The organism is Streptomyces sp. NPDC051740, assembly GCF_044453165.1.
In the GTDB taxonomy this organism is placed as follows: domain Bacteria; phylum Actinomycetota; class Actinomycetes; order Streptomycetales; family Streptomycetaceae; genus Streptomyces; species Streptomyces atrovirens.
Genome location: NZ_JBITCL010000003.1, coordinates 58889 through 85364 on the forward strand (window position 1 = coordinate 58889; position 26476 = coordinate 85364).

The window sequence follows — 26476 nt, forward strand, 5'->3', positions numbered from 1 at the left end:
CCACCCCCGTGCCGCCCACGCGCGGCGTACGGCCGCACACCGGGCGCGGCCCACAGGGGGATACAAAGGCCGCACACCGGGGTCAGGGCGATCACGCCGTCTGCCCCGGTTTCACGTCACAGCACGTTGAGGCACCCGCACAGGCCGGGTCAAGGCGAACCTGCCCGCCGGCCGGCGATTCAGGGATTTCCCTGAAATCCGCCGGACCAGGGAGTGCGGACCGCTGCTCAACTTCTAGGGAAATCACGCGACTTCGCCGCCCGGGGGCCTCTGGGCTGGATTCCGCCGTGCACCGCCGTGCACCCTCGAAAAGCCCCCGACCTCCCCGCGGACCACCGCGGTGGCAGACCCGTCCCGGGGCCGTGGACTTCCGGAACGAACGACGGAAAGAAGGCTGACGGCATGCACCGTGCGCTGTGTCCGGTCGAGACGCTCTACGTGGGCCAGAGAAGCAGGGCCGTGCTGTCCTGCGCCCTGCGTGGACCGGTGGACGTCGCGGCACTGTCGGCCGCCTTCGACGCCACGACCGAGGCGAACGCGCCACTGCGCTCCCGTATCGAACAGGACGGGGCGGGGCACCTGTTGCGCGTCCTCGATGCCGACGAGCGGCCCCGGCTGATCACCCGGACCGGCGACGAGGCCGAGGCCTACGCGGAGGAGCTGAACAGGCCACTGCCGCTCGGAGGTCCCCTCAGCCGCGCCGTCCTGGTCAGCGCACCGGGCGGGGACCGCCACCTCTTCGTGCTGGTGATCGACCACACCATCACCGACGGCCACAGCAGCATCGCGCTGCACAACGCCCTGTGGGACCGCTACCGGCAGTTGGTCGAGGGGGGCACCGGCGAGAGCGCCGATCCGGAGGGCCCCCGCTGGCCGGAGCCGGTGAGCCGGCTGCTGCCAGCCGTCGACGACGCCGACACGGCGAAGTACCTGGACGGCCGCCTGGAGGAGATACGGCGCCACCCGGTCGAACTGGTCCCCTACGACGCCGCCCCCGGCGAGAGGACCGACGCCGGCGGGCACATCGAGGTCCGCAGGACGACCCTGGACGCGGACCTCACCTCACGGCTGCGCCGGACGGCGCGCGCCTCGGGCGTCTCGGTGCACGCTCTGATCTCCGCGACCCTTCTGGTGACGGCGAGACGGCGGCTGCCGGGGGACGACGGAGCCCGCACGCTCGGCTGTCTCTCCCCCGTCGACCTGCGCGCGCGGCTGTCCCCGCCGCTGCCCGCCTCCGCCCCGGTCCCCGCGGTCACCACCCACCTGCAGACCCTTCAGGTGTCCACAAGCTCCGAGCCGTTGGAGGTGGCCCGTGCCGTGCACGCCCGTCTCAGCGACTTCCTCTCCCGAGGCGACCACGTGCACGAGATGCGCATCACGCCGGAGATCCGCCGCAACCCCGCCCTGCAACTGGCCACGGTGATCGCCACCAACATGGGCGTGGTCCCGGGCCCGCGCCTGCCCGGCGGGCTGCGGGCCGTCGACGTACGGCTGGTCCCGGGCCGCGAGCACTACTTCCCGCAGGCCGGTCGCAGCCCCGTCATGGCCTGCGTCGTCTCCTTCGAGGGCCGGCTCAGCATCGAGTTCCCGCACTCCACCGCCTGCTACAGCCCTGACTTCATGAGGGCATTCCGCGACGACGTGCGCGCCGGGCTCCTGGCCTTCACGGATGCGGCCGAGCCCGGGCACACCCTGGCCGCCACCGGCTGAGTACGTCCGCCCGTTCGTCCCTTCCGCCCCCGCCCGCCCGGCCGTAAGGAACCTCTGTCCGTCATGACGACCGTCAGCGAACTCCCCTCCCCCCTCACGCTGCTTCCCCGGGCCCAGGCGGGCGAAGAGCACGCGATGAACCACCTGCTGACCGCCATCACGCCCTACGTGGCGCGTATCTGCCGCTCCATCACCCATGACGACGGCGCCGACGCCACGCAGGAGGCACTGCTCGCCGTCTACCGCGGCCTGGGATCCCTGCGCGAACCGGCGGCGTTCTACGGCTGGGTGCGCTCGGTGTCGGTCCGGGAGGCCGTCCGCACCGCCAAGCGCTACGGCACGGAGAGCTGCTGCTCCGAGGTGGAGGCTCAGCAGGAGACCAATCCCATGGACGCGGTGTACATCAGCGACGTGCTGGAACGCCTGTCGCAGGCGCACCGGCAGGTCCTCACCCTGCGTGCCTACGGGCTCAACGAGGAGGAGATGGCCGAGGTGCTCGCCCTGCCCGTGGGCACCGTCCGTTCCCGTCTCTTCCGTGCCCGCCGCCGGTTCCAGGAAGCCTGGCAGCCCTCGGCAGCGTGAGGCCGGTCCGGCCCCTGCGGGGGCCGGACCGTTACGACGGCGGCCGTGGCGGTGTTTCCGCCACGGCCGCCGTGCGGGGCCCGGCAGGCCCCGTTCCGCACTATCGCACGCATTCCGGGAGGACACGCGGGAGCCACTGCCCCGCGGCGAACATCCCGAGGGCGTGTGCCCGCGCCACGAGGGCGGGCCGGTCGGGCGCGTCGAAACGACGCAGCGTCTGTCCGACGCGGTACTCGATGCCCTGGCGGCTCAGATACGGACGGGAGGCCAACCGCACCGTGGAATCGCCACTCGCCACACCCTCCAGAACCTGCGCGTCGAGGGCGCTGAGCACGGGCCCGCCGGTGACCGCTTCCGCCGTCCGGCGCAGGAGGACGACGACACCGACCATCTCACCCGAGGGCTGCCTGACGGCGATGGCGGTGATATCGGCATGGAAACTGCGGCCGTCGCCGTCCCGGCCCGTCACCTTCTGCTTGAATCTCCGGCTACGCCCCGAGGGAAGCACGGCACATTGTTCCCGCAAATGGCCCGGGGTCGGGGAACGGAGCAGTTCGAGGAGTCCGCGTCCGCAGATCTCTTCGGCACTCAGGCCGAATGGGCGGGCGAATTCGGGTTCCGCGGCCGTGACCGCGAGGTCCCGCGGGGAGAGGTGGGCCGTACAGGTGGCCGCCGGGGTCACGTGGTCCTGTGCGGCGATCAGGCCGCGGCGGGCGGGAACAGCCGTGGCTGCGGTCTTCTTCTTGCTGGGCGAGGCGTCGGGGAAACCCGTGGTGGCCACGGACGTACCGTCCTTCTTCCTGCACGCGAGGGCTGGGAGGGGTGTCACGGACACGGAGCGGACCGATGCGCTGTACCTGGGTGTCGACGAGCGCCCGGTGACGGCACGCGCCCTGACCGCATGGGCCCGGCTGCGGACCGCCGCCGCCGCTGCGGCCCTGCAGATGCCACCGCCTCGGGCGGCCGCCGCGGAGGAGTGGCTGACAGAGGCCGCCTCCGTCCTCGATCTGACTGGCACGCCTGCGCAGCTCCAGGAACTGCACGCCCTCCAGGCTCATCTCGCCTTCGCACAAGGCCGGTTGGAGGACGCCGCCCTGCTCAGTCGGACCGTGCTGTCCGAGGAGGACCTGTGTCTCCCCTACCGTGACCGGGTACGGCTGTCGGTCTTCGACGGCCGGCTGGCGATCCACGCGGGCCGGGTCGAGGAGGGCGTCGCCGCGCTCCAACAGCTCGCACGACAGGCCACGCAGTCCAGCCAGGTACGTCGGCCTCGCCGCCCACGTCTGGCAAGCGCTGGCCACCGCCCTGGCTGCCTGCATCCACCCCTCCGGGGCGGCCCCCTGCCAAACTCGCCCCGGCCGGTCGGGCGGACCGCGGTCCGTCAGCCGGCTGGGCACTCGCACCGGCGGGAAGGCCATCATGAGCCTGCTGGAGCGCCGTGCCGACACCGCGTCGATCTGTCCGTCCGACGCGGCGCGCGCGGTCTACGAGGGTGACGACGACGGCTGGCGGGCCCTGATGGAACCGGCCCGCCGCGCGGCATGGCGTCTGGTGAACGACGGCGAGGTCGAGGTGACGCAGGGCGGCCGGCCCGTCGTGGAGACGGAGACGCGCGGGCCCGTACGTATTCGGCGCGCGCGTCGGTAGCGGCAGCTGGGTACCTCCAGGGGCGGACACGGCTGAGGCACGATTCCTGGACCGTCCCCGGATGCGGCCGTGGACGGTCGAGGAACGCGTCACCTGCCCCGAAGACCGACCGCCAGCGTCAGTTCAAGGACCCGGTGCGGTGATGCGAGATCCGGGAACAGCTCCCGCACCTGCGACATCCGGTACCGGACGGTCTGGGGATGGACGAACAACGCCGCCGCCACCTCGTCCCGCCTGCCCTGGTGCAGCAGCCACGCCCGCAACGTCTCCTCCAGCCGCCGCGCGGTCGCGTCGGGCAAGGTCCGCAACGGTGCGAGGGCTCGGGCACGCAGGTCCACGAAAGCGTCCATGTCGGCGCTCAGCACCAGCTCGGACAGGTGCTCCTCGGTGTCGCGAATGTCGGAGGAGAGGGAGCGCGCGCGTACGGCTCGTGCGTACGAGGCCGACACACGCGTCCACGGCCGGGCCGGGCCCACCACGGCGGTGCGGTCGGTCAGCTGTCGCATGAGATGTGATCGGTCGGCATCGGGGACGAGCAGCACACCGGTGGCGTCCGGCAGATCGTCGAGGACGAGGGTGCTCGGGTCGAGCACGCGGTAGGCAGGCCGGGCCTGGGCGGCGGGCAGCAGGACCGCGGTCAGCGAAACCGGAGGCTGCCACCCGGCCCGTTGAGCTGACACAAGCAGTACGTCCGGGCTCGCGCCGGCGAGGAGGTCGCGGGCCAGTTGTTCCAGGTGGCGCTCCTGGGCCCGGCCCTGGGCGGCCAGTTCGTCGGCATGGCCCGCGGCGCTCGCGGCGGAGAGCTCGTCGATGTAGGCGAAGGTCAGCTCGGCGAACTTGGCGACCTCGGCGGCGGGCAGACCTGCGGGTACGGCACCTGCTGCCAGGCATCGCCAGGCCACGCGGGCGCCGACGCGGTAGGCGCTGAGCAGGGCGTCCATCGAACGGCCGTCGCGCACCTCGCCCCGGCCCAGCTCGTAGGCGGCGTCACCGGCGTCGCCGCCGGTGGCGTTCCCGCTCGCGAGGTCCAGGTAGTGCCCCAGGGCGGTGCGGACGGCTCGGCGGATGGTGCCGCCCATGCTGCCCGAAAGGGCATTGGCGTAGGGAGGGACCTCGTCGATGATCGCCTGAACGACCTCGTCGGCGGTGGTCCTCAGCGCGGCCCGCAGTGCGGTGACCGTCCTCTCGTCCAGGGCCAGTTCGCTGGCCCTCTGGATTGCATGGCTCATATTTGTTCCCTGCGAACAATCTAGGCGACCAGATTCACATCGTACGGTCAGGACTTTACGCGCAGAGGCGCAGCAAGCTGGAGTCATGACGAGTGCAGTCTTTCGCAGCAGGGCATGGAAACTGCTGGAGGTGGTCACGACGCCGCTGCTGCCGTCGGACTACCTCGACCTGGTCAGCCCGCTGCGTGCGGGCGCTGACCTGCGTGGGCGCATCGAGGCCGTGCACCCCGAGACGGGTGACGCGGCGACTGTCGTGATCAGGCCGGGACGGGGCTGGCGCGGCCACACAGCCGGCCAGTACGTGCGGATCGGGGTCGACGTCGACGGGGTGCGCCTGTGGCGTGCCTACTCCCTCACGTCACCGACACACCGCCAGGACGGCCGCGTCACGATCACCGTGAAGGCGATCCCGGACGGCAAGGTCAGCAACCACCTGGTCCGCAGGGCGAAACCGGGCACGCTGATCCAGCTCGACCAGCCGGCAGGTGACTTCGTGCTGCCCGAGGCCAAGCCCGCCAAGGTGCTCTACCTGACGGCCGGCAGCGGCATCACGCCCGTGATGGGCATGCTGCGCGACATCGAGTTCGACGACGTCGTCATGGTCCACTGCGCGCCACAGCCGCAGGACGTGATCTTCCGCTCCGAACTGCACGACCTGGTCGCGAAGAAGAAGCTGCGGCTCACCGAGGTGCACACCGACACGGACGGCGTGCTCGACATCGCCCGTCTCGACGAACTCGTGCCCGACTGGGCAGAGCGCGAGACCTGGGCCTGCGGGCCCGCGGGCCTGCTCGACGCCGCCGAAAAGCACTGGAGCGAGCACGGCGTCCTGGAGCGCCTGCACACCGAACGCTTCCGCCCGGGCATCGTCGTCGCCGGTGACGGCGGCGAGGTCACGTTCAGCGCCACCGGCAGGACCGTCGACGCGGACGGCGCCACGCCGTTGCTGGACGTCGGCGAGGAGGCCGGCGTGCTCATGCCCTCCGGGTGCCGTATGGGCATCTGCTTCGGCTGCGTCTCGCCGCTCAAGGCGGGCGCCGTCCGCGACCTGCGCACCGGCGAGATCACCGAGGCCGAGCCGGGCGTCCTCATCCAGACCTGCGTGTCCGCCGCGGCGGGCCCCTGCGACATCGAACGGTAGGAACACCTTGACCGCCATCGACCCCACCGCCCACCTGACCGCGGAGCAGATCGAGGAGCTCGGCCGCGAGCTGGACGCGATCCGCGACGAGGTGATCGCCAGCCGTGGCGAGAAGGACGCCGCCTACATTCGTAAGGTCATCGCGGCGCAGCGCAAGCTCGAACTGTTCAGCAGGGGCGTGCTGCTGTTCTCGTTCTTCCCGCCCGCGTGGCTGCTCGGCACCGCCGGTCTCTCCGTGGCGAAGATCATGGACAACATGGAGATCGGCCACAACATCCTGCACGGCCAGTGGGACTGGATGCGGGACCCGAAGATCCACTCCACCACCTGGGAGTGGGACCACGTCTCGCCGTCCGACCAGTGGAAGCACTCGCACAACGAGCTGCACCACACGTACACCAACGTGATCGGCAAGGACAACGACCTCGGCTACGGCATCATGCGCGTCGACGAGGACCAGAAGTGGCATCCCTTCCACCTCGGCCAGCCGCTGTGGAACTTCATCAACGCCTGCTTCTTCGAGTACGGCATCGCAGCGTACGACCTGGAGCTCGGCAAGAACCTGAGCAAGCGCCGCCGCAAGAACCCGGAGTTCCGCGCGCGGGCCAAGGCCGTGGGCCGGAAGATCCGCAAGCAGGTGCTCAAGGACTACGTGGTCCACCCTCTGCTGTCGGGCCCGTCGTTCCTCACGACGCTCGGCGCCACGTTCACCGCGAACCTGGTCCGCAACCTCTGGTCCCACTCGGTGATCATGTGCGGGCACTTCCCCGAGGGCGTGCAGGTCTTCGAGCGCCGGTCGATCAAGGGCGAGACGCGCGGCCAGTGGTACCTGCGCCAGATGATGGGCTCGGCGAACATCAGCGGCAGCAAGGCCATGCACTTCATGACCGGCAACCTGTCGCACCAGATCGAGCACCACCTGTTCCCGGACCTGCCGAGCAACCGCTACGCCGAGGTCGCGGTGAAGGTGCGCGCGCTGTTCGAGAAGTACGAGCTGGAGTACGTCACCGGGCCGCTGCCCCAGCAGGTGTTCTCCGCGTGGCGCAAGGTCTTCCGGCTCTCGCTGCCGAACAAGAAGAAGCCCACGGTCCAGACGCCGGCCCGCGAGCAGGAGCTCGTCGCGGCCTGATACCCGGTATGGCGGGGCCGCCTCGCCAGGAAACGTTGCGCCGACAGTCGACGGACAAGCCGTTGTTGGACATTCTTTCAACAACGATGTTCCCGGCAACGCCGGGGACAGCTGCATCCGAGGTGGTGACCGTTGTGAACGACGGGACTCGCGGCGCCTTCGCGGCCCGTACCGTCGGCCTTGCCGGGCTCGGCGCACCGGAGGCCCGAGCTCTTCCGCCCGCGGCCACCGGGGGCACAGTGTCGTGCGCGTCCGACTTCGCGTCCCGCCGCGCCCTGGCACACGGTCGGCAACGGTTACGTGACGGCCCCGTCGCGGACGCCTGCTCGGCGCTGCTCCGTGCCGCCGCCGGACTGCGCGGAACAGACCCGCTCGCGGCCCGCCGCACCCTGCTGCCAGCGACGTCAGCGGCCTGGTCGGCCGGTGACCACGACACCTACCGGCGTGTCTTCGCGGTGGGTCCCTGAGCACTGCCCGACTCCCCCTGGCCGCAGTTCACAGCGCCTTTCTCTCAGCGACCGGTGCGTCATCGGTCGTCACGGTGCCCCTGGGCACCGGACGGCGGGTCACCGGCGCACTGACCCTTTTGCGGCGGGGTCCGAAATGGCCACGCACTCCACGTGCGAGGTCCTCGAAGGCGAGTTCACCTGGGCGGGCATCGGCAACGGCTACTTCACACCACCGTGAGACCGCACGTAGCCGGCTGGCCCCATGGTGACCGCACCGCAGTTCATCAGGGCCGGCAGGCCGGCCGGACGCTGAGCAGTTCGGTCCTCGGCACGGGCGTGCCCGTGATGCTCACCCGCACCGTACTGCACCTGGTCGACACGGTCTTCCCCGCGCTGCGGGACGAGTGACAGCACCGATCTCCCCGTGTCGAGGAGGGCTCCGTGCCCCGGGTCCTGCCCGATGAACGCCGCTACCTGGTCAAGGCGGTAGCCGACCTCTGCCGCCGTGAGTGCGGCACGAGAGGACAGCGCGGCAAGCTCACCGCCAACGGCCGGGAACAGCACGACCGGACGGGCGAATTCCTCGCGCATGGAGGTATAGCCGTGCCAGAGGTTGCGCGGCGAGTGTCCGGCGGCCTCGGCGAGTGCCGCCTCGGTGGCCGTATCGAGGTCCGTGCCCTGGGCCGCGTACAGGTCCTGGATGAGCCGGGCCACGTCTTCGGAACGCTCGCGCAGTGCGAGTGAGGCGCGCAGTTCACGGAGGAGCTGTTCGGACGCGGGCGACGGCATGGGCCTCACCATGTCATCACCCCGGACAGGTCTCCACTGCTTGTCCGCACGCCGCAGTCATGGAACGAGCCACGGAGCGTCGGTACCGGCGTACCGCTCGACGAACGGCCCGGAATCCGGATCGCCTCGCCGCCCTGCGCCGCTCGCGCCGGGAACACGACGGTTCCGGAGCAAGTGCGCCACACCGGTGCCGCCGCGCATCCGGGGCTGCCGCGACGAACGCGACACCGGTGTCCCCGCCGACCCGAGCGGCTTCATCGCTTCCGGGACACCGGACACGCACCGGCCGGTCGACCCCGACGGCACGACCGCCCGTGACCGGACGGGGCGGGGCCGTCCCCATGCCGCCCGCGCCCGGCTCCTGCTCGACGGTGTGGACACCGGTCCGCCCCGGCGGGTCCGTGCCGTTCCCCATCGCCTGCACGCCTCCCCCGCGCACGGTCACCCGTACGTGACGCCGTCCGGTGCACCCCGGCGGATCTCCGGTCCTGCGTGTCCGTCCAGCAGCGTGGACGGGGACACCGCCCGGCAGTCCGGGAAGCCGGGTTCAGCCGCCGCGCCGTACCCGGGCCGCCTTGCGGGCCTCCGCGAGCTTGCGGGCCTCGCTGCTCTTGCGGGACGGCCTGCCACCGGAGCCGCTCTTCGCGTCCTTGGCGCTGCCCAGGCCGCGGAACGGGACGTTGTGGTTCTTGGAGCGCGCCACGGCCGGCCCGCCGTCGAGAGACTCTCCGGAGGGGGCCCTGGCGCCGGTGATCCGACTCAGTTCCGCCTCGCCGGACCGCACCTTGGTGACCTCGGGGGCGACGCCGGCGTCCGCCATGACCTGGCTCGTCTCGCGGCGCTGTCCCGACAGGACGAGCGTCACGACGGTGCCGGAGCGGCCGGCCCGCGCCGTGCGGCCCGCGCGGTGCAGATAGTCCTTCGGGTCGGTGGCCGGGTCGACGTTGACCACGAGGTCGAGGTCGTCGACGTGCAGGCCCCGTGCGGCGACGTTCGTCGCCACCAGCGCGGTGACCTGCCCGTTCCTGAACCGGTCCAGGGTCCGGGTGCGCTGCGGCTGGGCCTTCCCGCTGTGCAGGGCGGCGGCGGCCACGCCACTGGCCCGCAGATGCCGCGTGAGCTGGTCGACACCGTGCCTGGTGTCCAGGAACAGCAGGACGCGGCCGTCCCGGGCGGCGATCTCCGTGGTCACGGCGTACCGGTCCGGGCCGTGCACGACGAGGACGTGGTGCTCGATCGCGGAGACCACGCCGGACGAGGGGTCCACGGAGTGGACGGCGGGGTCGCGCAGGTAGCGCCGCACCAGCTGGTCGACGTCGCGGTCGAGGGTGGCGGAGAACAGCATCCGCTGCCCGTCGGAACGCACCTGGTCCAGGATCCCGGTGACCTGCGGCAGGAACCCCATGTCACACATCTGGTCGGCCTCGTCCAGGACCACGATGCGCACACGCCCCAGCCGGCAGCCCCCGCGCTCGACGAGGTCGTGCAGCCGGCCGGGCGTGGCGACGACGATCTCGGCGCCGTCCCGCAGCGCGGCGGTCTGCCGTCCGACGGACACTCCGCCCACCACGGTCACGAGCCGCAGCCGCAGCGCCTCGGCGTACGGGGTGAGCGCCTCACCGACCTGCTGCGCCAGCTCCCTGGTGGGCACCAGAACGAGCGCCAGCGGCTCTTTCGGCTGCGCGCGCCGCCCGGCCGTCCGGGCGAGCATCCCCAGGCCGAAGGCGAGCGTCTTGCCGGATCCCGTACGGCCCCGGCCCAGGACGTCCCGTCCCGCGAGCGCGTTCGGCAGCGCAGCGGCCTGGATGGGGAAGGGCACAGTCACACCGTGCTCGTCGAGCACCCGCAGAACCTCGGCCGGCAGCCCCAGCCGCGCGAAGGACGCCACAGTGGGCAGCGTCGAAGCGGCCTCTGCCGCCTCGGACACACCGCCCTGCCGCCGGGCATCGGTACGTGCTGATTCGCTCACAGAAAGCCTTCCTCCGAGGGACCGTACCGAGGAAGGCCCGGCAGGGACGTGGTCCCCAGCCAGGGACACCGACACAGCGACGCTGCAAACAGCCAACGCTAGCACGGAGCACTCCGCGGGCCTCCCCTGGCCGCGCCGCTCAGCCGGGGAACAGCGACCGGACCCGTCTGCGCGGATCGTCCCGGTGCCCGGACCACAACGCCTCCACCCGCGGAGACAGCTCTGCCCCGGACCTCGCGGACGCCAGAAGACGCTTCGCACGACCTGCGCCATCCGGTGGCACAGGACCGCCCCCGCATCGACAGCCGGCGCGGCCCCGCCCACCAGGATCCGGAGCAGGAGCTGACCGGCTTCCCCGCCCCTCCGGTGATTTCACTCATTTCTGCGCGCGTGAAAGAAGGCGCCCGGCTTGGGCTCTCACCCGTCGGTCGCCTTTCGCCCAGCCCGCTCTCGACCGAGCCCGGCTTGCGCGCCGACTCCCGGTCCCCCCATCGCCGTACCCCTTCTGGCCGGTGCTTCCGGACCGGTCCCGTACCGGATCCCCGGTTCGGCCCTCGGGTCCGTCCAAGGAACTCGGCGTAGTGGCGGAGGAGAACCTCGACGCTCCGGCCGGCACGACAACAGACGTCGAGCGGGCTTGCCCCAGCCGTGGCCGACAGGCACTTCGTCGGCGTCGGCGGTCGGCCGCTGATGTGGCCAGTTCGGCGGGCCGGGTGGAGCCCGGCAGGCCGGTGAGGCCACCTGCCCGGACCGCTCTCCGGCCGGGCAGGTGGCGGACACTCGAAGGGACTCCTTACGCCCTGCGCGGTCACGGATGCCGCGCGGGGGACGCCCTGTCGGTGCGAGGTCATGGCGGAGTCCTCGGAGCCGAGCCGGAGTTCGGGGGTGTGGCGGCGGAAGCCCTTGCACCAGGAAGGCCACCACGGGCCGGAACAGGTGCATGGCCCAGCCGGCCAGGAAGCCGAGAGACACGGCTCCCGGCCCACGCCCGCACGGTGACCGGCAATCCCGCCTTCACCTGACCCCAGGCCACCCGCCGCACCCGCTGACGGCGTGCTCCTCCCGCACCCACACGGCGGCGACGCTCCCGCGGGCGTTCACTCCCATCCGTCAGGACATCCGCGAGAAGGAGAACGAACACCGGACGTCTTCAACAACCGTACGTCGGTGCGGAAAGCGGGAGCCGGCGTACTCGGCGGCACGCACCTGCCGAGGTACGGGCCCCGGGGCGGCACGAGGAAGAACGCGCTGTGGCGGGGGCCGGCCGCCGGTACGGCCGGGGTGCCGGTGACGGCTCCGGGCGAGAAGGCGGAGCAACGGCTCACCGGTCGCCCCGACTTCCAGGTGCCCGCACGAGGACATCGGCGGGTCAGGAGGTGAGACCCGCCTGGCCGTCGTCCCGGCCGACCGGGCTTCCGCGGCTCAGCCCTGCGCGGTGATGGTCATGACGCTGTCGCCCTCGGCCAGATCGAGGACGCCCTTGCCGTCCGACGTGATCGTCTCGCCCTCCGCGGCGAGCTTCGTCCTGATCGTCGTCCGGGCCGACTCGGCTTCGGCCGTCTTCTCGTAGGCCGTTCGCACCGCTGTCGTGCTCTGTTCCTGGCCCCCGTCGCTTCTGCCGGCGCTCGACGACGCGCCGTCCTTCGCGCCCGTCGGCCCGCTGTCGTCCCCGCACCCCGTCAGAACACTCCCCATGACCGCGGCGACCGTGATCACGGCGGCCTTCGTCCCCCTGCGACGCATGTGAATCCCCATCTCCTCGACGACTACCGCTCGTCCGCCGGACGACGACGGACCGGCGACCCGTGTGCCCCTCAGAAAAGCGCGAAAACGCCCTTTTTCGGCGGGGGTTGGAGACGCGGGGCTTGGTTCGAACGAGTCGCGCCAATCGCACACGAGTCCGTTAGGAGAAGCGATCCGGGGACACACGTACGACGAACCGACTGCAAGGAGAGTCTGTGATGGGCATCATCGCGTGGATAGTCATCGGCCTGCTCGCCGGCGCCATCGCCAAGGCGCTCATGCCTGGCAAGGACCCGGGCGGAATCATCATCACCATGCTCATCGGCATCGCCGGAGGGCTCCTCGGAGGGTTCCTCGGCAAGGTGATCTTCGGGGTCGACTCGATCGACGGTTTCTTCGAGCTGTCCACCTGGATCGCGGCCATCGTCGGATCCGTCATCCTGCTGGCGCTGTACCGGCTGTTCACCGGCCGCGGCCATCGCCGCGGGCACGCCCACGCATAACAGCCCGACGGCCGACGCGGCCCGCGCAGGGCGAACCGATACGGCGTACGTGGGTGCCCCCCGTCCGAGGACGGGGGGCACCCACGTACGCCGTGGCATGATCCGGCGGGCTCAGGCGCGCCGAACCCAGTTCCTGTCCAGGCGGTCGGCCAGGCCGGCGGCGGTGAAAGCGGCCTCCAGTTCGTCGCGGCCCTCGGTGAAGTGGGCCCAGCCGTCGTGGTGGACGGGGACAACGCGGCGGGCGTCGAGGATCCGGGCGGCTTCGGCCGCCTGGGCGCTGTCGAGGACGAGCAGTCCGCCGTCGAAGAGCATGGGGAAGCGGGGAGCTCCGGCGAAGAGGACGGCGATGTCCAACGGGGCGAAACACCCGGCGATTTCCTTGACCGCGTCGAGTGAGGCGTTGTCGCCGCTGACGTAGACCGTGGGCAGGCCGTCGCCGGTGAGCACGAAGCCGACGACCTGGCCGGTGATCGGCTCGATCTCTTCACGAGGGCCCGGACCGTGGATGGCGGGAACGCCGGTGACGGTGACCGTGCCTCCGTCGGGCCGGTCCAGGTCGACCGACTCCCAGTCGGCCAGACCTCTGGCCGTGCCTCCCAGCCGCTGTCCACCGCCGGGGGTGGTGAGGGTGAGCGGGACGTCGGCGAGCATGGCGCGTCCGGACGTGTCGAGGTTGTCGGCGTGCTCGTCGTGCGAGAGCAGGACCACGTCGACGGGGCCGAGTTCGGCGGGGGTGGCGCCGGCGGGAGTGGTCTTGGTCAGGGTCGGGCCCTGCGAGGGGTGGTCGCCGGGGCCGTCGAAGGTCGGGTCGGTCAGAAAGCGCAGGCCCCCGTACTCGAAGAGGGCGGTGGGACCGCCCAGTGTGCGGACCTGGATCTGCTCGGCGTCGTACCGGGGCATGCGGATCACTCCTGGAGAGTCACGGATACAAGTCAATTTTTCCGTGACTCACGATAGGGAGGCGTCACGGAAAAACGCAAGCGTTACCATGAACGTGTGGAAGAGAACGTGGCCGCCGACATCGCACCCACCGCGCTGCCCCCGGCTCCGGGCGCCGACCGGTACCGCTCGCTCGACTTCGCCGACACCACCGCGGCCCTCCCCGCCGACCAGCGTTACGACCTGCTCGCCGCCCCCGAATCCGCCATGCGCTGGCTCGCCGCCCACGACCTGACCGCCCCGGACGTCAAGCTGTACGAGGTGTGCGCACAGCGGATGCGCACGCTGCGCGGTCACGTACGGGCCCTGTTCGCCGCCCGCGTCGACGGCACTGCCCCGCCCGAGCAGTCCCTGCGGGCCGTCAACGAGGCACTCACCGCCGTGCCCACCGCTCCCCTGCTCGCCTGGGACGGAGCACAGGGACCGCGCCGCGTCCAGGCGCACCCCACCGACCAGGCCGTCAGCCACGCGCTGGCGACCCTCGCCGCCGACGCCGCCGACCTGCTCACCAGCCGGGACGCCGACCTGCTCGCAGCCTGCGGCTCCACCCCCTGCGACCGCTTCCTCGTCCGCACTCACGGGCGGCGCCACTGGTGCTCCACCCGCTGCGGCGACCGCGCCCGCGCCGCCCGCGCCCGCCGAACCCCGGAGTGACCGGCGACGCCCCCGCCCGCCGTCACCGCGAACGCGGGGCCGAGCACTTCCCGGCCGTCGCCTCCTCATCCGATTGCCGCGGGCCGACCGAGCGTGCCCCGTGGTCCCCGCAGGCGGGGCGCCGGCACGGTCGCGTCCTTCTCCGGCCGTCTCCGGACGAGCCCATGCGCCGATCCGCGACCAGGCTGCTGTCGCCTCGATGACAGTGGGCCAAGGGACCCTGTGACGACGTCCACCACGGGCAGAGCCTCTTCAGCTACAACGGCCTGTGCGAGGTGATGGTGCTCGCCGCCCGGGGGAAGGTACGACTGCACACCAGCACGTATCCCCTCGACCGGTCCCAGGACGTCCCGGACGACCTGGACGCCGGACGGGCGGTCCTCGTCCCCCGACCGGTCACCACGACACCTCCCAGGAGAGTCATGATCTTCATCACCGCCAGGTTCCGCGTCCTGCCCGAGCACGCCGACGCGTGGCCCGAGATCACCCGTGAGTTCACCGAGGCGACCCGCGACGAGCCGGGATGTCTGTGGTTCGACTGGTCCCGCAGCGTCGACGACCCGACCGAGTACGTACTGATCGAGGCCTTCCGGGACGACCAGGCCGGAGCCGCGCACGTACGGTCCGAGCACTTCACCACCGCGCGCACGACGCTGCCGCCCCACCTCGTGGAGACACCGCGCATCGTCAACGTCACGGTTCCGCAGGACGACTGGTCCCTCCTCGGGGAGATGGCCGTCCCGGACGAGAACTGACCGCCCTCCCGGACCGGCGGGGCCGCACATGGCCGTCGAGTACTGACACGCCTACGCGGCAGAGCGCGGGCAAGGGCCGGCAGTGGAGATCGTCTTCCGGGCGGTCGGCATGACGGGCGGCTTCACCCACCGCCTGGAGGAGGACGTGCTGTGTGCGCACGGCACTCACGGAGGGACTCCGACGCCGGACTGCACTACCGGGTGACCCCCAACGGCTGGTCCAGAACCTGACACATCCGTACGCCGAGCCTCTGACAACGTGCTCCGCTGCCGTTTTTCGAGGTGGTGCCTCACAGCCGCCGGACGCGCAGCACGCCGGTCGGCATCAGGAGGGTGAACCCGCCGCGGGCGGTCTCCGGTCTGTTCGCGAGGACGGCGCGGATCCGGCCCGGCGTGGCCTCTCGTCCGTGTTCCGGCATGACCGGCATCCCCGCGCGCGTCGCGAGGGCCGCGACGGGAGAGCCGGCGGTACGGCGCCGCCCGGGCGGGAACCCGGCCTGCTCCGCCGAGCCGAACCGGGCGGCGACGCCGTTCTTCGGAAGGTGTGCGTCGGCTGTCCCGGCACGCCAACCGGTGGGCGTGTCACGCGGGCCGACGGCCGCGCTCCCGCTGACCCGTGCGAGTCCGGCGACCCACTCGGTCCGGTCGTCCATGACGTTCCACAGGCCGGCCAGGACGCCGCCGGATGCGAGGACCCCGGCGATCCCGGGTCCCGCGACAACCATGCCGAACCAGTGCATGGCGTTGCCGGCCACCACGGCGTCGACGGACGCGGTATCGCCTCGGCACTGCCCCGCTGGGCACGGACAGCCGGCAGTGGGCGGCGCAGCTCGGCGAGCATCGCCGGGTCGGGCTCGACCGCGGTGACTCGGGCACCCGGCGCGACCGGTGTGCCGGTCGGCCTGCCGGTTCCGGCACCGGGATCGAGCACGCGCGGGCCGGGAGCGGGGTGAAGCGCCCGGCGCACCGCGGCCTGCGCGCAATCCGGACGGTGCTCGGCGTACTCGACCGCCGCCGGCCCGAACGACGAAGCGTGCGACAGCCGTTCATCCTGGTCCACGCCGTCACGCCGGCGGCGGTCGGTCACCCCGGCAGTGCCCCTCGGCCTTGCCGGTCCGGGGCAGGTGTCAGTCGGCGGCCGGGGCGGCGGCGTACTCCACGTCGGTGTGCAGCATGTGGTGGTCCGAGTACGGAGTGGGTTCCACGCGGTGTCCGAGCGGGGTGACGCCCCGCAGGAAGACGTAGTCGAACTTGCTGTGCCAGTCGGTGGTCGTCTCGCAGGTGCCGGCGTACGAGGGAAGACACCGGGGATCCGTGTCCTCGGCCAGTGCCCAGATCCGGGAGAGTTCGGGAGCGTCCGGCACGGCGTTGAAGTCTCCGAGAACGATCGCGCGGTCGTGCCGGGCGACGGCCGCGGCGAGCACGCCGGCCTGGTCCGCCCGCACCTCTTCCTGACGTCGTTCGGCGAGGTGCGTGTTGAAGACCCGTACGGACCGGCCGCCCACCGTGGTGGTGACCGCCATGTACCCGCGGTCCTCGGACCCCCCGTCGGGGTACTCCACATTGACGCGGTCCGTCATCGGTGCCGCCGAGAGGATCGCCTGGCCGAAGGCTCCCGGACTCCACGGCGCTCCCCCGCAGCGGCCCCAGTTCCGCAGGACCGTCCCGTACTCGACGTGGTACACCAGCCCGTAAAGGCGCCTCAGGTAGTCCCGGATCCTCTCGACGTCACGTACGCACGCTTCCTGCACTCCGATGACCTGGGGCGCGTACGTGGCGATCTCCGCCGCCCGGTCGACGTTGCTCGTCTCGCAGGGGTTGCAGAGGTTCCACGTCATGACCCGGTTCGGTACGACGTCGCTGACGGCACCGTCGGGCAGTGGCCTGGCGAAGGGGGCTCCGCTCGGTGCGCTGGGCCCGAGGAGCACCATGCAGGCCACGATCACGGCGCCCGCGAGCAACCGCACGCTCCTTCCGAACACTATCGCCTCCTCAAGGCGCACACACCTGGCATCCGACGCTTCCCCGCACGAGCTTATGGGACCGCCTCGCCCGCTGAACTCTCAGCCGGTGTGCAGGATCCGAAGGCGGTCGGGTTCCGCCGGGTCCCGGTCGACGACCTGGACCGGCGGCCAGACCCATTGCCAGACGCTGATGCCCGGCGGGCGGGAGAACCGGATGTGCCCGCGGGTGCCTTCGACCGCGACGCGCGACCAGGGCTCGGCCGTGCGCGCCCGGTCCCCGCCGTGGGGACGCAGCACATCGGTGAGGGCGACGACCGTGTCGTAGCCCTCGAAGGCGACGAAGGAGGGTGCTTCGCCCAGCCGTTCGCGGAGGGCCGTATCGACTCGTGCGCCGAGCGGGCCGAGACGCCGGGGCAGATAGCGCAGGAACGGGATGGCGGTGCCGTCGCCATCCGGCATGGCCGCCCATGGGGCGAACTCCGGTTGCCCGGCCGGAGCACCGATCATGATCCCGGCGAGGCGCCGGTCGCGGCGGACGTACGTGACGATCGGCACGGCCGGCTCCGGGTGGCCGACCAGGAGGAGGAGCGCTGTCGCGCGGTGGTCGGCTAGTGCGTCGCACACGGCCGTGGGGGCGAGCGCGCTGATGTCGAGCTCGACGAGGGTCCCGCCGCGTGGCGCGAGGTGGTCCCGCAGGATGCGGGCCCCGGATGCCCAGTAGACGCTCGGCTCGGCCGCTACGGCGATGCGGCTGTGCCCCGCGCCGAGGAGGAAGTCCGCGTAGATCCGCCAGCCGTGGGACTGCGCCGGGGCGAGGCGCGCGACCCATCGCGTCGGCTGTTCGGTGAGCGCGTCGAGAACCGCCGACGAGCACAGGAACGGCAGTCCGAGGGCGTCGGCCCGGGCGGCGGCGGCGCGAGCGGTGACGCTGTGGTACTCCCCCGCCAAGGCGGCCACGCCCAGGCGAGCCAGTTCGTCCACGGCCGCCGCGGCTCTCCGTGGGTCGGCCGCGGTGTCCCGGGCCACCAGCTCGAGTGGTCTTCCGGCGATCCCGCCGGCGTCGTTGGCCTCGCGCACGGCCAGTTCGAGTCCGGCGAGCAAGTGCCGGCCCGCCTCGGCCCAGCCGGGCCGGGTCAGCGGAACGAGAGCACCGATCCGGACGGACGGCCCGTCGGTCCGTCCGGCTCCGGGCGGCGGAGCTGAGGGCGCACTCATGCGTCGGCGTCTCCCCTGTGACGATGCGGACCGCACAGTGGCGGGGCCAGGTGGTACACGTTCGTCTCTTCCCGCCGTGGCGGGCGCGTCTGGGTCGCCATGCCGGACATTGCATCCACCGCCGTCGCCGGCGGGCAACCGATTATGTGTGGGCCGTACCCTCCCCGCGTCCAGGAATAGCCGCGGGTTCGCGTCGCGTTGCCGCGAGCATGACGACGAATGCGCCGCGGCCCGAAGTACTGCGATACACCGCCTTCTCCAGCAGTCCCGACGGCGGGAACCCCGCCGGTGTCGTTCTGGACGCCACCGCTCTGGACGACGGGGACATGCTGGCCATCGCCGCCGGCCTCGGATACTCCGAGTCCGCGTTCCTCACCGCGCCCCCGGAGGACCTCGACGGTCCGCGGGGACGGACGTACGGCATCCGTTACTTCAGCCCCAAGGCCGAGGTGCCGTTCTGCGGGCACGCCACCGTCGCGACCGCCGTCGCGCTCGCCGAACGGACAGGCCCGGGGAAGCTGGTGTTCGCGACGCGGGCCGGCACCGTGCCGGTGGAGGTGACCGAGGAGGACGGGACGGTCAGGGCCACGCTCACCAGCGTGGAACCGCACGTCGAGGAGATCGCCGACGCCGACCTCGCGGAGGCGCTCGCCGCGCTGGGCTGGCCGGCCGCCGATCTCGATCCGGCCTTCCCGCCCCGTATCGCGTTCGCCGGCGCCCGTCATCTCGTCCTCGCGGCGGCCACGCGCGCCCGCCTCGCGGATCTCTCGTACGACTTCGCGCGCCTCGAAGCCCTCATGCACCGCCTGGACCTGACCACCGTCCAGTTGGTGTGGCGGGAGTCGGCCACCGTCTTCCACGTCCGTGACCCGTTCCCCGTCGGCGGCGTCGTCGAGGACCCGGCGACCGGCGCCGCTGCCGCCGCGTTCGGGGCGTACGCCCGTGAGTTCGGTCTTGTCCCCGAGGACGCCGTCCTCACCCTGCACCAGGGTGAGGACCTGGGCCGCCCGGGCCGGCTCACGGTGACGCTGCGCGCGGGCGACCCGCGCGTCCGGGTCGGCGGCGCGGGGACTCGCATCGGCTGAGGGGCCGTTCTCACGCGCCGTCGTCGTGTGCGGTGGTGCGGCAGCCGTAGGAAGCGGGTGGGACATCCGCTTCCGCCCGTCCTGTGCGCGCCCGCGCCCTGCGGTGCCTCGCCGACCGCGTCCACAGCCCCCGAACGAGGTGCCCGCCTCCGATCTGACGATCCCGCACCGGCTGGTCGTCCGCGGGAGCACCGTCCCGGCAGCGGAGACACCGGTCGCCCGGTGACCCGCCGGGAGGCGCCGCTCAGTCCATCCGGACGTCGATCGCCATCGTCTCGTCGCCCGGGCTCCCCTCGACCTCGACGGTGACCCCGGACCACCGTCCGTCCGGCAGGTTGAGCGGCGGGGTCGTCGTTTCGCCGAGGGCCCTGTTTCCCAGGGACGGATACAGGTCGTCGGAGTCTCCCCGGTCGCCCCGGCCAAAGATCGCTCCGAGGTCCCGTTTGCCGTCGGCCTGCAGCAGTTCGATGGCGAGGGCGTCCTCCTCGTTGACGTCCTTGATGGCTTCGTCGACGACGAGGACCGCGATGCCCGAGTCGGGCAGGAACGCGTCCTGTCCACGGCGGCGCCGGTACTCGACGAGGATGTACTGCCTCTCCGCCATCGTGTCCGCGTTCTGGATGAACACGAGGTCACCGCTTTCCGCGGAGGGCCGCAGCACCAGGTCCTTGGTACTCGCCGTGACGCGCTGCGGAGCCGCCCAGCCGTGGAACATGCGCAGCATGCCGTTGGGGAACGTCGGTGTGAGCCCGCTGTTGCCCCAGGAACCCGAGGCCATCAGGCAGTAGTTGCCGAGCCCGTTGGACGTGGTCGCCTCCAACTGGCCGGTGTCGTAGTAGTCCGCCCAGCGTGCCGCGAGGTGGCCCCACTCGTGGGCGCACACACCCATCGCACAGTCCTCGGGCACGGTGAGGAAGGTCTCCACCGTCAGGCCGGGCGCGACCTTCACACCGTTCGGCACGCCCCACTTGAGGCTCCACAGATCGCCCCGGTCGAGTGTCCGCTCGGCGCCGAGGCCCGCGTGCACGATGAACAGGGCGGTGACCGCGTGTTCGTCCAGCGCGTCGAAGGGCGTGAAGTCGACGCCCTCCTGCAGGGCGGTCCGTACCGCGTCCCGGGCCAGGCCCTGGGCGTTGCGCGGGAAACCGTCCTCGGTGAGGCCGGAGTTGCCGTCGGCGTAGAACGACAGCGGCTGCGGCATCCGGAACCAGCCCTGGACCTCGCCCTGGACGTCGATGCCGGTGTCGCCGAACGGATCGAATCCGCTCACCGTGCGGTAGTAGTCGCGCATGCTGCCCGTCGGCAGGGACGCCGTGCTGAACAGCAACTCCCGGAAGTGGCCGGGGCGACGGTTCGGGTCGTGCGGCCGGTCGGGGAAGTCGACCAGGAGTACGAGTGTGTTGATCACGCCCTTCAGACGCCTGGTGGGCCGGGTGATGAGCTGGCGGGCGACGCTCGGGCCCACCCGGGCGGCGCCGTCGTCGAGTCCCACGCGCCTGGCGCCGCGCCGGGCCGAGCGCCAGGTGCGGTAGTAGTCCTCGAAGGCGGTGGTGTCCGGCAGCCGGCCCGAAGTGGTGAGGTCGAGGTACCGGGCGTAGAGCTGGGCCAGGGCGTCGGGCGCCAGCGGCACCGGGCAGGGCCCCGGGCAGGCTGCGGCCGGGCTCCTGGGAGGAGTGCGGGAGTTCTTCATCGTGCCCACTCCCTGGGCTAGGACGATCGCGAAGGTCATCGCAAGGCCGTGCGGGACGCAGGGCTTCCTTGCGCGGGGCGTGTCCGAGCGCCCTTCTTCGTACTACACACATCCAGCGTCCCTCCGACTCCGTATCCCGTCAAATGCAGGCCGGGAGACCGGACTTGGCTGTTGACGCTTCAACCCGTGCACGACGGGGCCCCTCCGCTTCCCGCTCGCGCCGTCAAGGCGCCGGCCGGTGCGGTCGAGGGCCGCGGCGGACGGGACAGCGCGGGCCCGGTGACACCTGTGCCGGGCCCGCGCGGGACCGGGTCAGCGTCGGCGGGACCAGCCGGTCCCGATTCCCGCCACGTGCAGGGCCAGGGCGGTCAGCCCCAGCAGCATGACGTTCACCGAAGAGAACACGTCGTTGGTGCCGATCTCCGCCGCGTTGATCAGAAACGCGATGAAGAAAAGCACCGCCGCGACCATACCGAGCATGAACGAGCTCCTCTCATAGGGATGAAGCCCGTATGCCCGGCCGTCGCGCTCACAGACACGCCGGGAGAGGCGGACTTGGCGGCCGGCGGGCAGGCAGCCCTGTCCGGTGCCGGTCCCGACCCGGTGGTCGTCGAGGTCTGCCCGTGGGGCACGGGCCGGACCGGGGACGAGCCGGTCGGCGGGGTGCGCGACCCGGCCACGTTCCTGCCACCGCCGCATCACCCGCACCAGCGCGGGACGTCCCCCGCCCGTGCCGCTCGACCGGGCCACGGTCTCCCGCGCACCGGGCCTGCCGTTGATCCCGTCAGGACTGCTCGATCCGCGTGTTCGCCGTGTCTCCCGGCCGGTCCGGCGAACGGCGCGTCCCGGCTTCCCAGAGGCACCAGGTCGACCACAGCAGCAGGACGAGGAAGACGGCGAGCAGGCCCAGCAACACCACGACCTGCCGTGCCGACCCGTGTTCCTGAAACAGGGTCAGCAGCAGGCAGAGAGTCCAGGCGACCACACCGCCCGCATACACGGCTCTGAGCTGTCGCAACTGACCCATCGCTTCCATCGTCGCCCTCCCGAGCCACACCGTCACGCGTCACCCAGCCGGTACCCCCGTCACGCGGCTTCACCGCACGCGATCGTGGTCGGCTGCCGACGCGACCCGTCGTCGCCGGAGGGCGGACGGCGCGCCGCCGTACCGGTGCCAGAATGAGGCCATGGGCTTGAACATGGTCGTCGGTGTGCTCGTCGACGCCGAGGACGACCGCGCCGAAATGGTCCGCGCCGACCTCACCGCGATCGGCGGGCTGCTGGAACGTGCGGGACTGCGGCAGTGGGCCGAGCCCGATCCGGCCGGAACGGAGAGCGCGGAGTTCGAGGCGCGGGGCTGTTCGGGCCTGCACACCGTTCGTCGTCTCGCCGTCCACCTCCCGGCGGGCGGGCGCCTGCCCGAGCCGTTGGGTGAGGGCTCGCGTGCGGTCGACGACCCGCTCCTGCGCGAGGTCCATGGGACTCTTCCCGGTGATCCTCCGGGACCGTTCGACCATCTCGTCCATCATTCGGACCGCGAGGGCTACTACGTCCCCGTCGACTTCGCCCACGTCATCGTCGACGACAAGGCGCCGGGCGGCCACCTCGGCTCATCGGTACGGCTGCTCGCGGAAACCCAGCGGCTCGCCGAAGCCCTCGGTCTTCCCGAGGACCTGGATCCGCACTCCGCGGAGGTCTTCGAAGCCGCCGATGCCGAGGAGCCCGCCACGGAAGGATGGCGGCGTTACGGTGTCGAATCGTACGTCTGCCTGCAACTCCTGCGGGCCGCGAAGCTCTCGGTCGCGACCGGAGCGGCCATCGCCTTCGTGTGAACCACGCCGCCGTTGGTCAGGTGTGTACGGCCCGCCGGCCGTGTGCGGTCAGTGGTCGGCGGCGAGTTCACCGCTGAGCTTGCCGTGGAGGTGGGCGCTCGGGTCGTTGAGGCCGGTGATCTCGACGGTCTTGCCGCGCTGGGCGTACTTGGTCTCGATCGCGTCCAGGGCCGCGACGGAGGAGGCGTCCCAGATGTGCGCCGAGCTCAGGTCGATGACGACCTTCGCCGGGTCGCCCGCGTAGTCGAACCGGCCGGCCAGATCGCCCACGGAGGCGAAGAACAGCTCACCGGTGACCCGGTAGACCACGGTGGTGCCGTCGGGGTCGGTGACGGCGGTGACCTCGGCGAGGTGGGCGACGCGCTTGGCGAAGACGACCATGGCGGTGATCGAGCCGGCGACGACACCGATGGCGAGGTTGTGGGTGGCCACGACGCAGGCCACGGTGACCACCATGACGGTGGTCTCCCCCGCGGGCATCCGCCGGAGCGTCTTCGGGGCGACGGAGTGCCAGTCGAACGTCGCGAACGACACCATGACCATGACGGCGACCAGGGCGGCCATGGGGATGTCGGAGACGACGGGGCCGAAGACGATGCACAGCACCATCAGGAAGGCCCCCGCCAGGAACGTCGACAGACGGGTGCGGGCTCCGGAGACCTTCACGTTGATCATGGTCTGGCCGATCATGGCGCATCCGCCCATGCCGCCGAAGAGGCCGGTGACGATGTTGGCGACGCCCTGGCCGATGGACTCCCGGGTCTTGTCGGAGTGGGTGTCGGTGATGTCGTCGACCAGCTTCGCGGTCATCAGCGACTCCATCAGACCGACCAGCGCCATCGCGAACGCGTACGGGGCGATCGTCGTCAGGGTGTCCAGGGTGAACGGCACGTCCGGCAGGCCGGGAACGGGCAGCGAGGACGGCAGGACTCCCTTGTCACCGACGGTCGGCACGGCGATCCCGGCCGCGACCGTGATGACGGTCAGGATGACGATGGAGACCAGCGGGGCCGGGATCACGGTGGTGACCTTCGGGAAGAACACCATGAGCGCCAGCCCGCCGGCGATCAGCGGATGGACGGCCCACGGAACATCGCGCATCTCGGGCACCTGGGCCATGAAGATGAGGACGGCGAGCGCGTTGACGAAACCGACCATCACCGACCGGGGGATGAACCGCATCAGCTTCGCCACCCCCAACGCGCCCAGGACGACCTGGAAGACGCCGGCGAGAATGACGGCGGCGACCAGGTGGCCCAGACCGTGCTCACGGTTCAGGGGCGCGATGACGAGGGCGACGGCCCCGGTGGCGGCGGAGATCATCGCCCGCCGGCCGCCGACGACCGCGATCGTCACGGCCATCGTGAAGGAGGCGAACAGGCCGATCGCCGGGTCGACGCCGGCGATGACCGAGAACGAGATCGCCTCGGGAATCAACGCGAGCGCGACCACCAGGCCGGCCAGCACCTCGGTGCGCCAGACCTTCGGATCACGCAGCCAGTCGGGCTTCAGGCCGCGCAGGCGCGCGGCAGGGGACAGGGCGGAAGCAGAAGCAGAAAAGGACAAGGGGACAGGCACCTGTACATCGCGTCTTCGCCGGAGGCGCCATCGCCCCGACACGGCAAGGGCGAGGCAGCGGCACGGCCGCCCTCGCCGGCACCGACTCTACCCTAACGTTAGGGTAGAGATCGGTGGGCGAAGACGTGGCCCGCCACGGCGGAGGGAGGACCGGCATGTCCGGCGTGGAGGGCAAGCACATGCAGATCGGCGAGGTCGCCGCGCGTACGGAGCTGTCCCTGCGCACGATCCGGCACTACGAGGAGGCCGGACTGGTCATCCCCTCCGCCCGCTCCCAGGGCGGCTTCCGCCTCTACACCGACAACGACGTGCAGCGGCTCATGGTGATCCGCCGTATGAAGCCGCTCGGTTTCTCCCTCGATCAGATGCGCGACCTGCTGGACGCCACCGACCGCCTCGACGCCGGTACGGAACTCGGCGCCGAGGAGCGGGAGAACCTGCTGGAGCGCATCCGCGGTTACGAACAGGCCGCCGGCGAGCGGGTCGCCAAGCTCCGCGTCCAGCTCGCCCGTGCCGAGGACTTCGCCGCCACACTGCGCACCCGCCTGGAGCGGAACTCTCCCGCGGCCCGCTCCTGAGCCGGACAGCCCCACGAGGGGGCTTCAGTGACCGTTCGGCCCCGGGGCCGGGCGCGGCGCGTCGACCAGCAGGTCGAGGAGCGGGCCGACCCTCTCCGGTGAGTCGATCGCCGTGGTCGAGAGGAAGACGCCCAGGAGCATCATCGTGACGTCGTCGGGATCGACGTCCGAGCGCAGTGAACCGGCCTCCGCGCCCCCGCGCAGCGTCTCGGCGATGGTGGCCGTGATGCGTTCACGCGTCGCGGGCGTGGCGATGCCGCCCGAGGCCCAGCCCGCGCGCAGCGTGTCGGACATGCCGCGCTTGATCCTGAAGAACTCCGCGTACCCGGTCATCCATGCGCGCAGGGCGGCCGAGGGCTCGAGTTCGGCGAGGAGCGCCGGCGCGCTGGAGACGGCCTCGTCGAGTTCAGCGGCGTAGAGGGCCTCCACCAGCGCCTCGCGGCTCGGGAAGTGCCTGCGCCGCCGCCGCGAGGCGCTGCAGCCGGAGGACCTCGGCCTTCCCACAGGCGCACGCCGGCGGACCCGGGGTCTGCGGCGTGAGGAGGTCGCGTCACTGGCCGTGATGTCGACCGACTACTACACCCGGCTGGAGCAACGGCGCGGGCCGCAGCCCAGCGAGCACATGCTGGCCTCGCTCGCCCGGGCGCTGCGGCTGACGGGCGACGAGCGCACCTACCTGTACCGGATAGCCGGGCACAACGCACCGGTGTCGCTGTCGGCCGCGCCGCATGTCACTCCCGCGCTGCTGCGGGTGCTGGACCGGCTCGACGACACCCCGGCGCTCGTTCTGACCGACCTCGGCGAGACGCTGGTGCAGAACAGGATGGCCGCCGCCCTGTTCGGGGACGCGTCGAAGCACACGGGTCTCGCCCGCAGCGCGATCTACCGCTGGTTCACCGATCCCGCGGAACGGTCGGTCCATCCCGAGGCCGACCACGCCCGGCAGAGCCGCGCCCAGGTCGCGAACCTGCGCGCCGCCCATGGACTGCGCGGCCCGCGCTCACGGGCCGGTGAACTCGTGCGCGCCCTCCAGAAGGCGAACGAGGAGTTCGCCGAACTGTGGGCCCGCCATGAGGTGGCGCAGCGGTTCGAGGACCACAAGACGCTCGTCCACCCCGAACTCGGCGCGATCGAGCTGGACTGCCAGGCGCTGTTCACCGAGGACCAGTCCCAGACGCTGCTCGTGCTCACGGCTCCGCCGCGCACCGAGGGCCACGAGAAGCTGCAACTGCTCGCCGTGCTCGGCCTGGACCGCTTCTCCGGGGCCGGACGACAGGGCCGGCGCCGAGGGGGTC

General features: G+C 71.6%; 26 protein-coding genes and 1 pseudogene. 13 read left to right on the plus strand and 14 right to left on the minus strand.

Going from position 1 to position 26476, the window contains the following annotated elements; all coding sequences use genetic code 11:
- Positions 1-402 precede the first annotated feature (402 nt).
- Positions 403-1710: a condensation domain-containing protein gene (locus ACIA6T_RS06025; protein ID WP_399445354.1), complete on the plus strand. Its 1308-nt coding sequence runs from the start codon at positions 403-405 to the stop codon at positions 1708-1710.
- A 63-nt stretch (positions 1711-1773) separates the two neighbouring features.
- Complete coding sequence (locus ACIA6T_RS06030; protein WP_399445355.1) at positions 1774-2292, plus strand: RNA polymerase sigma factor; 519 nt, start codon at positions 1774-1776, stop codon at positions 2290-2292.
- A gap of 100 nt (positions 2293-2392) precedes the next feature.
- Here ACIA6T_RS06030 and ACIA6T_RS06035 read toward each other — a convergent pair whose 3' ends face one another.
- Complete coding sequence (locus ACIA6T_RS06035; RefSeq protein WP_399445356.1) at positions 2393-3073, minus strand: PAS domain-containing protein; 681 nt, start codon at positions 3071-3073, stop codon at positions 2393-2395.
- 638 nt (positions 3074-3711) lie between these two features.
- On the opposite strand from ACIA6T_RS06035, the gene ACIA6T_RS06040 reads away from it, so the two are divergent.
- Positions 3712-3939, plus strand: a complete 228-nt coding sequence (locus ACIA6T_RS06040; RefSeq protein WP_399445357.1) for a DUF3253 domain-containing protein — start codon at positions 3712-3714, stop codon at positions 3937-3939.
- A gap of 89 nt (positions 3940-4028) precedes the next feature.
- On the opposite strand, the gene ACIA6T_RS06045 is transcribed toward ACIA6T_RS06040, so the two are convergent.
- On the minus strand, positions 4029-5168 hold the full coding sequence (locus ACIA6T_RS06045) for a PucR family transcriptional regulator (RefSeq protein WP_399445358.1): 1140 nt from the start codon (positions 5166-5168) through the stop codon (positions 4029-4031).
- 85 nt (positions 5169-5253) lie between these two features.
- Here ACIA6T_RS06045 and ACIA6T_RS06050 point away from each other — a divergent pair, with 85 nt between their 5' ends.
- The 3 genes from ACIA6T_RS06050 (at position 5254) to ACIA6T_RS06060 (ending at position 7905) form a co-directional block, all read left to right on the plus strand.
- Positions 5254-6309, plus strand: a complete 1056-nt coding sequence (locus ACIA6T_RS06050; RefSeq protein WP_399445359.1) for a ferredoxin reductase — start codon at positions 5254-5256, stop codon at positions 6307-6309.
- Between the two features lie 7 nt (positions 6310-6316).
- Complete coding sequence (locus ACIA6T_RS06055; RefSeq protein ID WP_053636718.1) at positions 6317-7438, plus strand: acyl-CoA desaturase; 1122 nt, start codon at positions 6317-6319, stop codon at positions 7436-7438.
- Positions 7439-7572: 134 nt separating this feature from the next.
- Positions 7573-7905: a hypothetical protein gene (locus ACIA6T_RS06060; RefSeq protein ID WP_399445360.1), complete on the plus strand. Its 333-nt coding sequence runs from the start codon at positions 7573-7575 to the stop codon at positions 7903-7905.
- A 201-nt stretch (positions 7906-8106) separates the two neighbouring features.
- Here the strand turns inward: ACIA6T_RS06060 and ACIA6T_RS06065 are convergent, their stop codons facing one another.
- The 3 genes from ACIA6T_RS06065 to ACIA6T_RS06075 form a co-directional block, all read right to left on the minus strand.
- Positions 8107-8676: a hypothetical protein gene (locus ACIA6T_RS06065; protein WP_399445361.1), complete on the minus strand. Its 570-nt coding sequence runs from the start codon at positions 8674-8676 to the stop codon at positions 8107-8109.
- A gap of 547 nt (positions 8677-9223) precedes the next feature.
- Positions 9224-10603, minus strand: coding sequence for a DEAD/DEAH box helicase (locus ACIA6T_RS06070; protein ID WP_399445699.1), 1380 nt, complete (start codon positions 10601-10603; stop codon positions 9224-9226).
- 1464 nt (positions 10604-12067) lie between these two features.
- Positions 12068-12388 carry a hypothetical protein gene (locus ACIA6T_RS06075; protein WP_399445362.1) on the minus strand — a complete coding sequence of 107 codons (321 nt, stop codon included), beginning with the start codon at positions 12386-12388 and terminating at the stop codon, positions 12068-12070.
- Positions 12389-12606: 218 nt separating this feature from the next.
- Here ACIA6T_RS06075 and ACIA6T_RS06080 point away from each other — a divergent pair, with 218 nt between their 5' ends.
- Positions 12607-12891: a GlsB/YeaQ/YmgE family stress response membrane protein gene (locus tag ACIA6T_RS06080; protein WP_385196074.1), complete on the plus strand. Its 285-nt coding sequence runs from the start codon at positions 12607-12609 to the stop codon at positions 12889-12891.
- Positions 12892-13002: 111 nt separating this feature from the next.
- On the opposite strand, the gene ACIA6T_RS06085 is transcribed toward ACIA6T_RS06080, so the two are convergent.
- On the minus strand, positions 13003-13791 hold the full coding sequence (locus tag ACIA6T_RS06085) for an MBL fold metallo-hydrolase (protein ID WP_399445363.1): 789 nt from the start codon (positions 13789-13791) through the stop codon (positions 13003-13005).
- A 96-nt stretch (positions 13792-13887) separates the two neighbouring features.
- Here ACIA6T_RS06085 and ACIA6T_RS06090 point away from each other — a divergent pair, with 96 nt between their 5' ends.
- Together ACIA6T_RS06090 and ACIA6T_RS06095 are read left to right on the plus strand one after the other, a co-directional pair.
- The gene (locus ACIA6T_RS06090; RefSeq protein ID WP_399445364.1) at positions 13888-14484 is read left to right on the plus strand and encodes an ABATE domain-containing protein; all 597 of its coding nucleotides are present in this window, start codon (positions 13888-13890) and stop codon (positions 14482-14484) included.
- A 422-nt stretch (positions 14485-14906) separates the two neighbouring features.
- Complete coding sequence (locus tag ACIA6T_RS06095) at positions 14907-15239, plus strand: putative quinol monooxygenase (protein ID WP_399445700.1); 333 nt, start codon at positions 14907-14909, stop codon at positions 15237-15239.
- A 290-nt stretch (positions 15240-15529) separates the two neighbouring features.
- Here ACIA6T_RS06095 and ACIA6T_RS06100 read toward each other — a convergent pair whose 3' ends face one another.
- From ACIA6T_RS06100 to ACIA6T_RS06110, 3 genes are all read right to left on the minus strand, one after another.
- Positions 15530-15997 (minus strand): hypothetical protein, encoded by a 468-nt coding sequence (locus ACIA6T_RS06100; protein ID WP_399445365.1) that lies wholly within the window; start codon positions 15995-15997, stop codon positions 15530-15532.
- Positions 15998-16366: 369 nt separating this feature from the next.
- Positions 16367-17221, minus strand: coding sequence for an endonuclease/exonuclease/phosphatase family protein (locus tag ACIA6T_RS06105; RefSeq protein WP_399445366.1), 855 nt, complete (start codon positions 17219-17221; stop codon positions 16367-16369).
- Positions 17222-17302: 81 nt separating this feature from the next.
- A complete protein-coding gene (locus ACIA6T_RS06110) occupies positions 17303-18418 on the minus strand; it encodes an ABC transporter substrate-binding protein (RefSeq protein WP_399445367.1) in 1116 nt (371 codons plus the stop codon).
- 209 nt (positions 18419-18627) lie between these two features.
- On the opposite strand from ACIA6T_RS06110, the gene ACIA6T_RS06115 reads away from it, so the two are divergent.
- Positions 18628-19503 (plus strand): PhzF family phenazine biosynthesis isomerase, encoded by an 876-nt coding sequence (locus ACIA6T_RS06115; RefSeq protein WP_399445368.1) that lies wholly within the window; start codon positions 18628-18630, stop codon positions 19501-19503.
- Positions 19504-19747: 244 nt separating this feature from the next.
- On the opposite strand, the gene ACIA6T_RS06120 is transcribed toward ACIA6T_RS06115, so the two are convergent.
- The 3 genes from ACIA6T_RS06120 to ACIA6T_RS06130 form a co-directional block, all read right to left on the minus strand.
- The gene (locus ACIA6T_RS06120; protein WP_399445369.1) at positions 19748-21232 is read right to left on the minus strand and encodes a M6 family metalloprotease domain-containing protein; all 1485 of its coding nucleotides are present in this window, start codon (positions 21230-21232) and stop codon (positions 19748-19750) included.
- Between the two features lie 273 nt (positions 21233-21505).
- Complete coding sequence (locus ACIA6T_RS06125) at positions 21506-21673, minus strand: hypothetical protein (RefSeq protein WP_167353471.1); 168 nt, start codon at positions 21671-21673, stop codon at positions 21506-21508.
- Between the two features lie 304 nt (positions 21674-21977).
- Positions 21978-22220, minus strand: a complete 243-nt coding sequence (locus ACIA6T_RS06130; RefSeq protein WP_399445370.1) for a hypothetical protein — start codon at positions 22218-22220, stop codon at positions 21978-21980.
- Positions 22221-22380: 160 nt separating this feature from the next.
- Between ACIA6T_RS06130 and ACIA6T_RS06135 the strand changes: the two genes are divergently transcribed.
- Positions 22381-23025, plus strand: coding sequence for a hypothetical protein (locus ACIA6T_RS06135; protein ID WP_399445371.1), 645 nt, complete (start codon positions 22381-22383; stop codon positions 23023-23025).
- Positions 23026-23073: 48 nt separating this feature from the next.
- Here the strand turns inward: ACIA6T_RS06135 and ACIA6T_RS06140 are convergent, their stop codons facing one another.
- Entirely contained in the window at positions 23074-24564 is a 1491-nt protein-coding gene (locus ACIA6T_RS06140) for a SulP family inorganic anion transporter (RefSeq protein ID WP_399445701.1), read from the minus strand.
- 203 nt (positions 24565-24767) lie between these two features.
- On the opposite strand from ACIA6T_RS06140, the gene ACIA6T_RS06145 reads away from it, so the two are divergent.
- Positions 24768-25181: a MerR family transcriptional regulator gene (locus ACIA6T_RS06145; protein ID WP_399445702.1), complete on the plus strand. Its 414-nt coding sequence runs from the start codon at positions 24768-24770 to the stop codon at positions 25179-25181.
- A 24-nt stretch (positions 25182-25205) separates the two neighbouring features.
- Here ACIA6T_RS06145 and ACIA6T_RS06150 read toward each other — a convergent pair whose 3' ends face one another.
- Complete coding sequence (locus tag ACIA6T_RS06150; protein WP_399445372.1) at positions 25206-25685, minus strand: TetR/AcrR family transcriptional regulator; 480 nt, start codon at positions 25683-25685, stop codon at positions 25206-25208.
- Here ACIA6T_RS06150 and ACIA6T_RS06155 point away from each other — a divergent pair.
- Positions 25636-26445 (plus strand): annotated as a pseudogene (locus ACIA6T_RS06155) (helix-turn-helix transcriptional regulator); the annotation flags it as partial. The gene ACIA6T_RS06150 and the pseudogene ACIA6T_RS06155 sit on opposite strands and share 50 nt — an antisense overlap.
- Positions 26446-26476 lie beyond the last annotated feature (31 nt).

Coding starts and splice junctions, on each gene's coding strand:
- ACIA6T_RS06085 (WP_399445363.1), bottom strand. CDS start 13,791: ATGCCCCGGTACGACGCCGAGCAGATCCAGGTCCGCACACTGGGCGGT.
- ACIA6T_RS06120 (WP_399445369.1), bottom strand. CDS start 21,232: ATGACCTTCGCGATCGTCCTAGCCCAGGGAGTGGGCACGATGAAGAAC.
- ACIA6T_RS06030 (WP_399445355.1), top strand. CDS start 1,774: ATGACGACCGTCAGCGAACTCCCCTCCCCCCTCACGCTGCTTCCCCGG.
- ACIA6T_RS06050 (WP_399445359.1), top strand. CDS start 5,254: ATGACGAGTGCAGTCTTTCGCAGCAGGGCATGGAAACTGCTGGAGGTG.
- ACIA6T_RS06075 (WP_399445362.1), bottom strand. CDS start 12,388: ATGCGTCGCAGGGGGACGAAGGCCGCCGTGATCACGGTCGCCGCGGTC.
- ACIA6T_RS06095 (WP_399445700.1), top strand. CDS start 14,907: ATGATCTTCATCACCGCCAGGTTCCGCGTCCTGCCCGAGCACGCCGAC.
- ACIA6T_RS06125 (WP_167353471.1), bottom strand. CDS start 21,673: ATGCTCGGTATGGTCGCGGCGGTGCTTTTCTTCATCGCGTTTCTGATC.
- ACIA6T_RS06135 (WP_399445371.1), top strand. CDS start 22,381: ATGGGCTTGAACATGGTCGTCGGTGTGCTCGTCGACGCCGAGGACGAC.
- ACIA6T_RS06080 (WP_385196074.1), top strand. CDS start 12,607: ATGGGCATCATCGCGTGGATAGTCATCGGCCTGCTCGCCGGCGCCATC.
- ACIA6T_RS06045 (WP_399445358.1), bottom strand. CDS start 5,168: ATGAGCCATGCAATCCAGAGGGCCAGCGAACTGGCCCTGGACGAGAGG.
- ACIA6T_RS06065 (WP_399445361.1), bottom strand. CDS start 8,676: ATGCCGTCGCCCGCGTCCGAACAGCTCCTCCGTGAACTGCGCGCCTCA.
- ACIA6T_RS06130 (WP_399445370.1), bottom strand. CDS start 22,220: ATGGGTCAGTTGCGACAGCTCAGAGCCGTGTATGCGGGCGGTGTGGTC.
- ACIA6T_RS06040 (WP_399445357.1), top strand. CDS start 3,712: ATGAGCCTGCTGGAGCGCCGTGCCGACACCGCGTCGATCTGTCCGTCC.
- ACIA6T_RS06025 (WP_399445354.1), top strand. CDS start 403: ATGCACCGTGCGCTGTGTCCGGTCGAGACGCTCTACGTGGGCCAGAGA.
- ACIA6T_RS06110 (WP_399445367.1), bottom strand. CDS start 18,418: ATGAGTGCGCCCTCAGCTCCGCCGCCCGGAGCCGGACGGACCGACGGG.
- ACIA6T_RS06115 (WP_399445368.1), top strand. CDS start 18,628: ATGACGACGAATGCGCCGCGGCCCGAAGTACTGCGATACACCGCCTTC.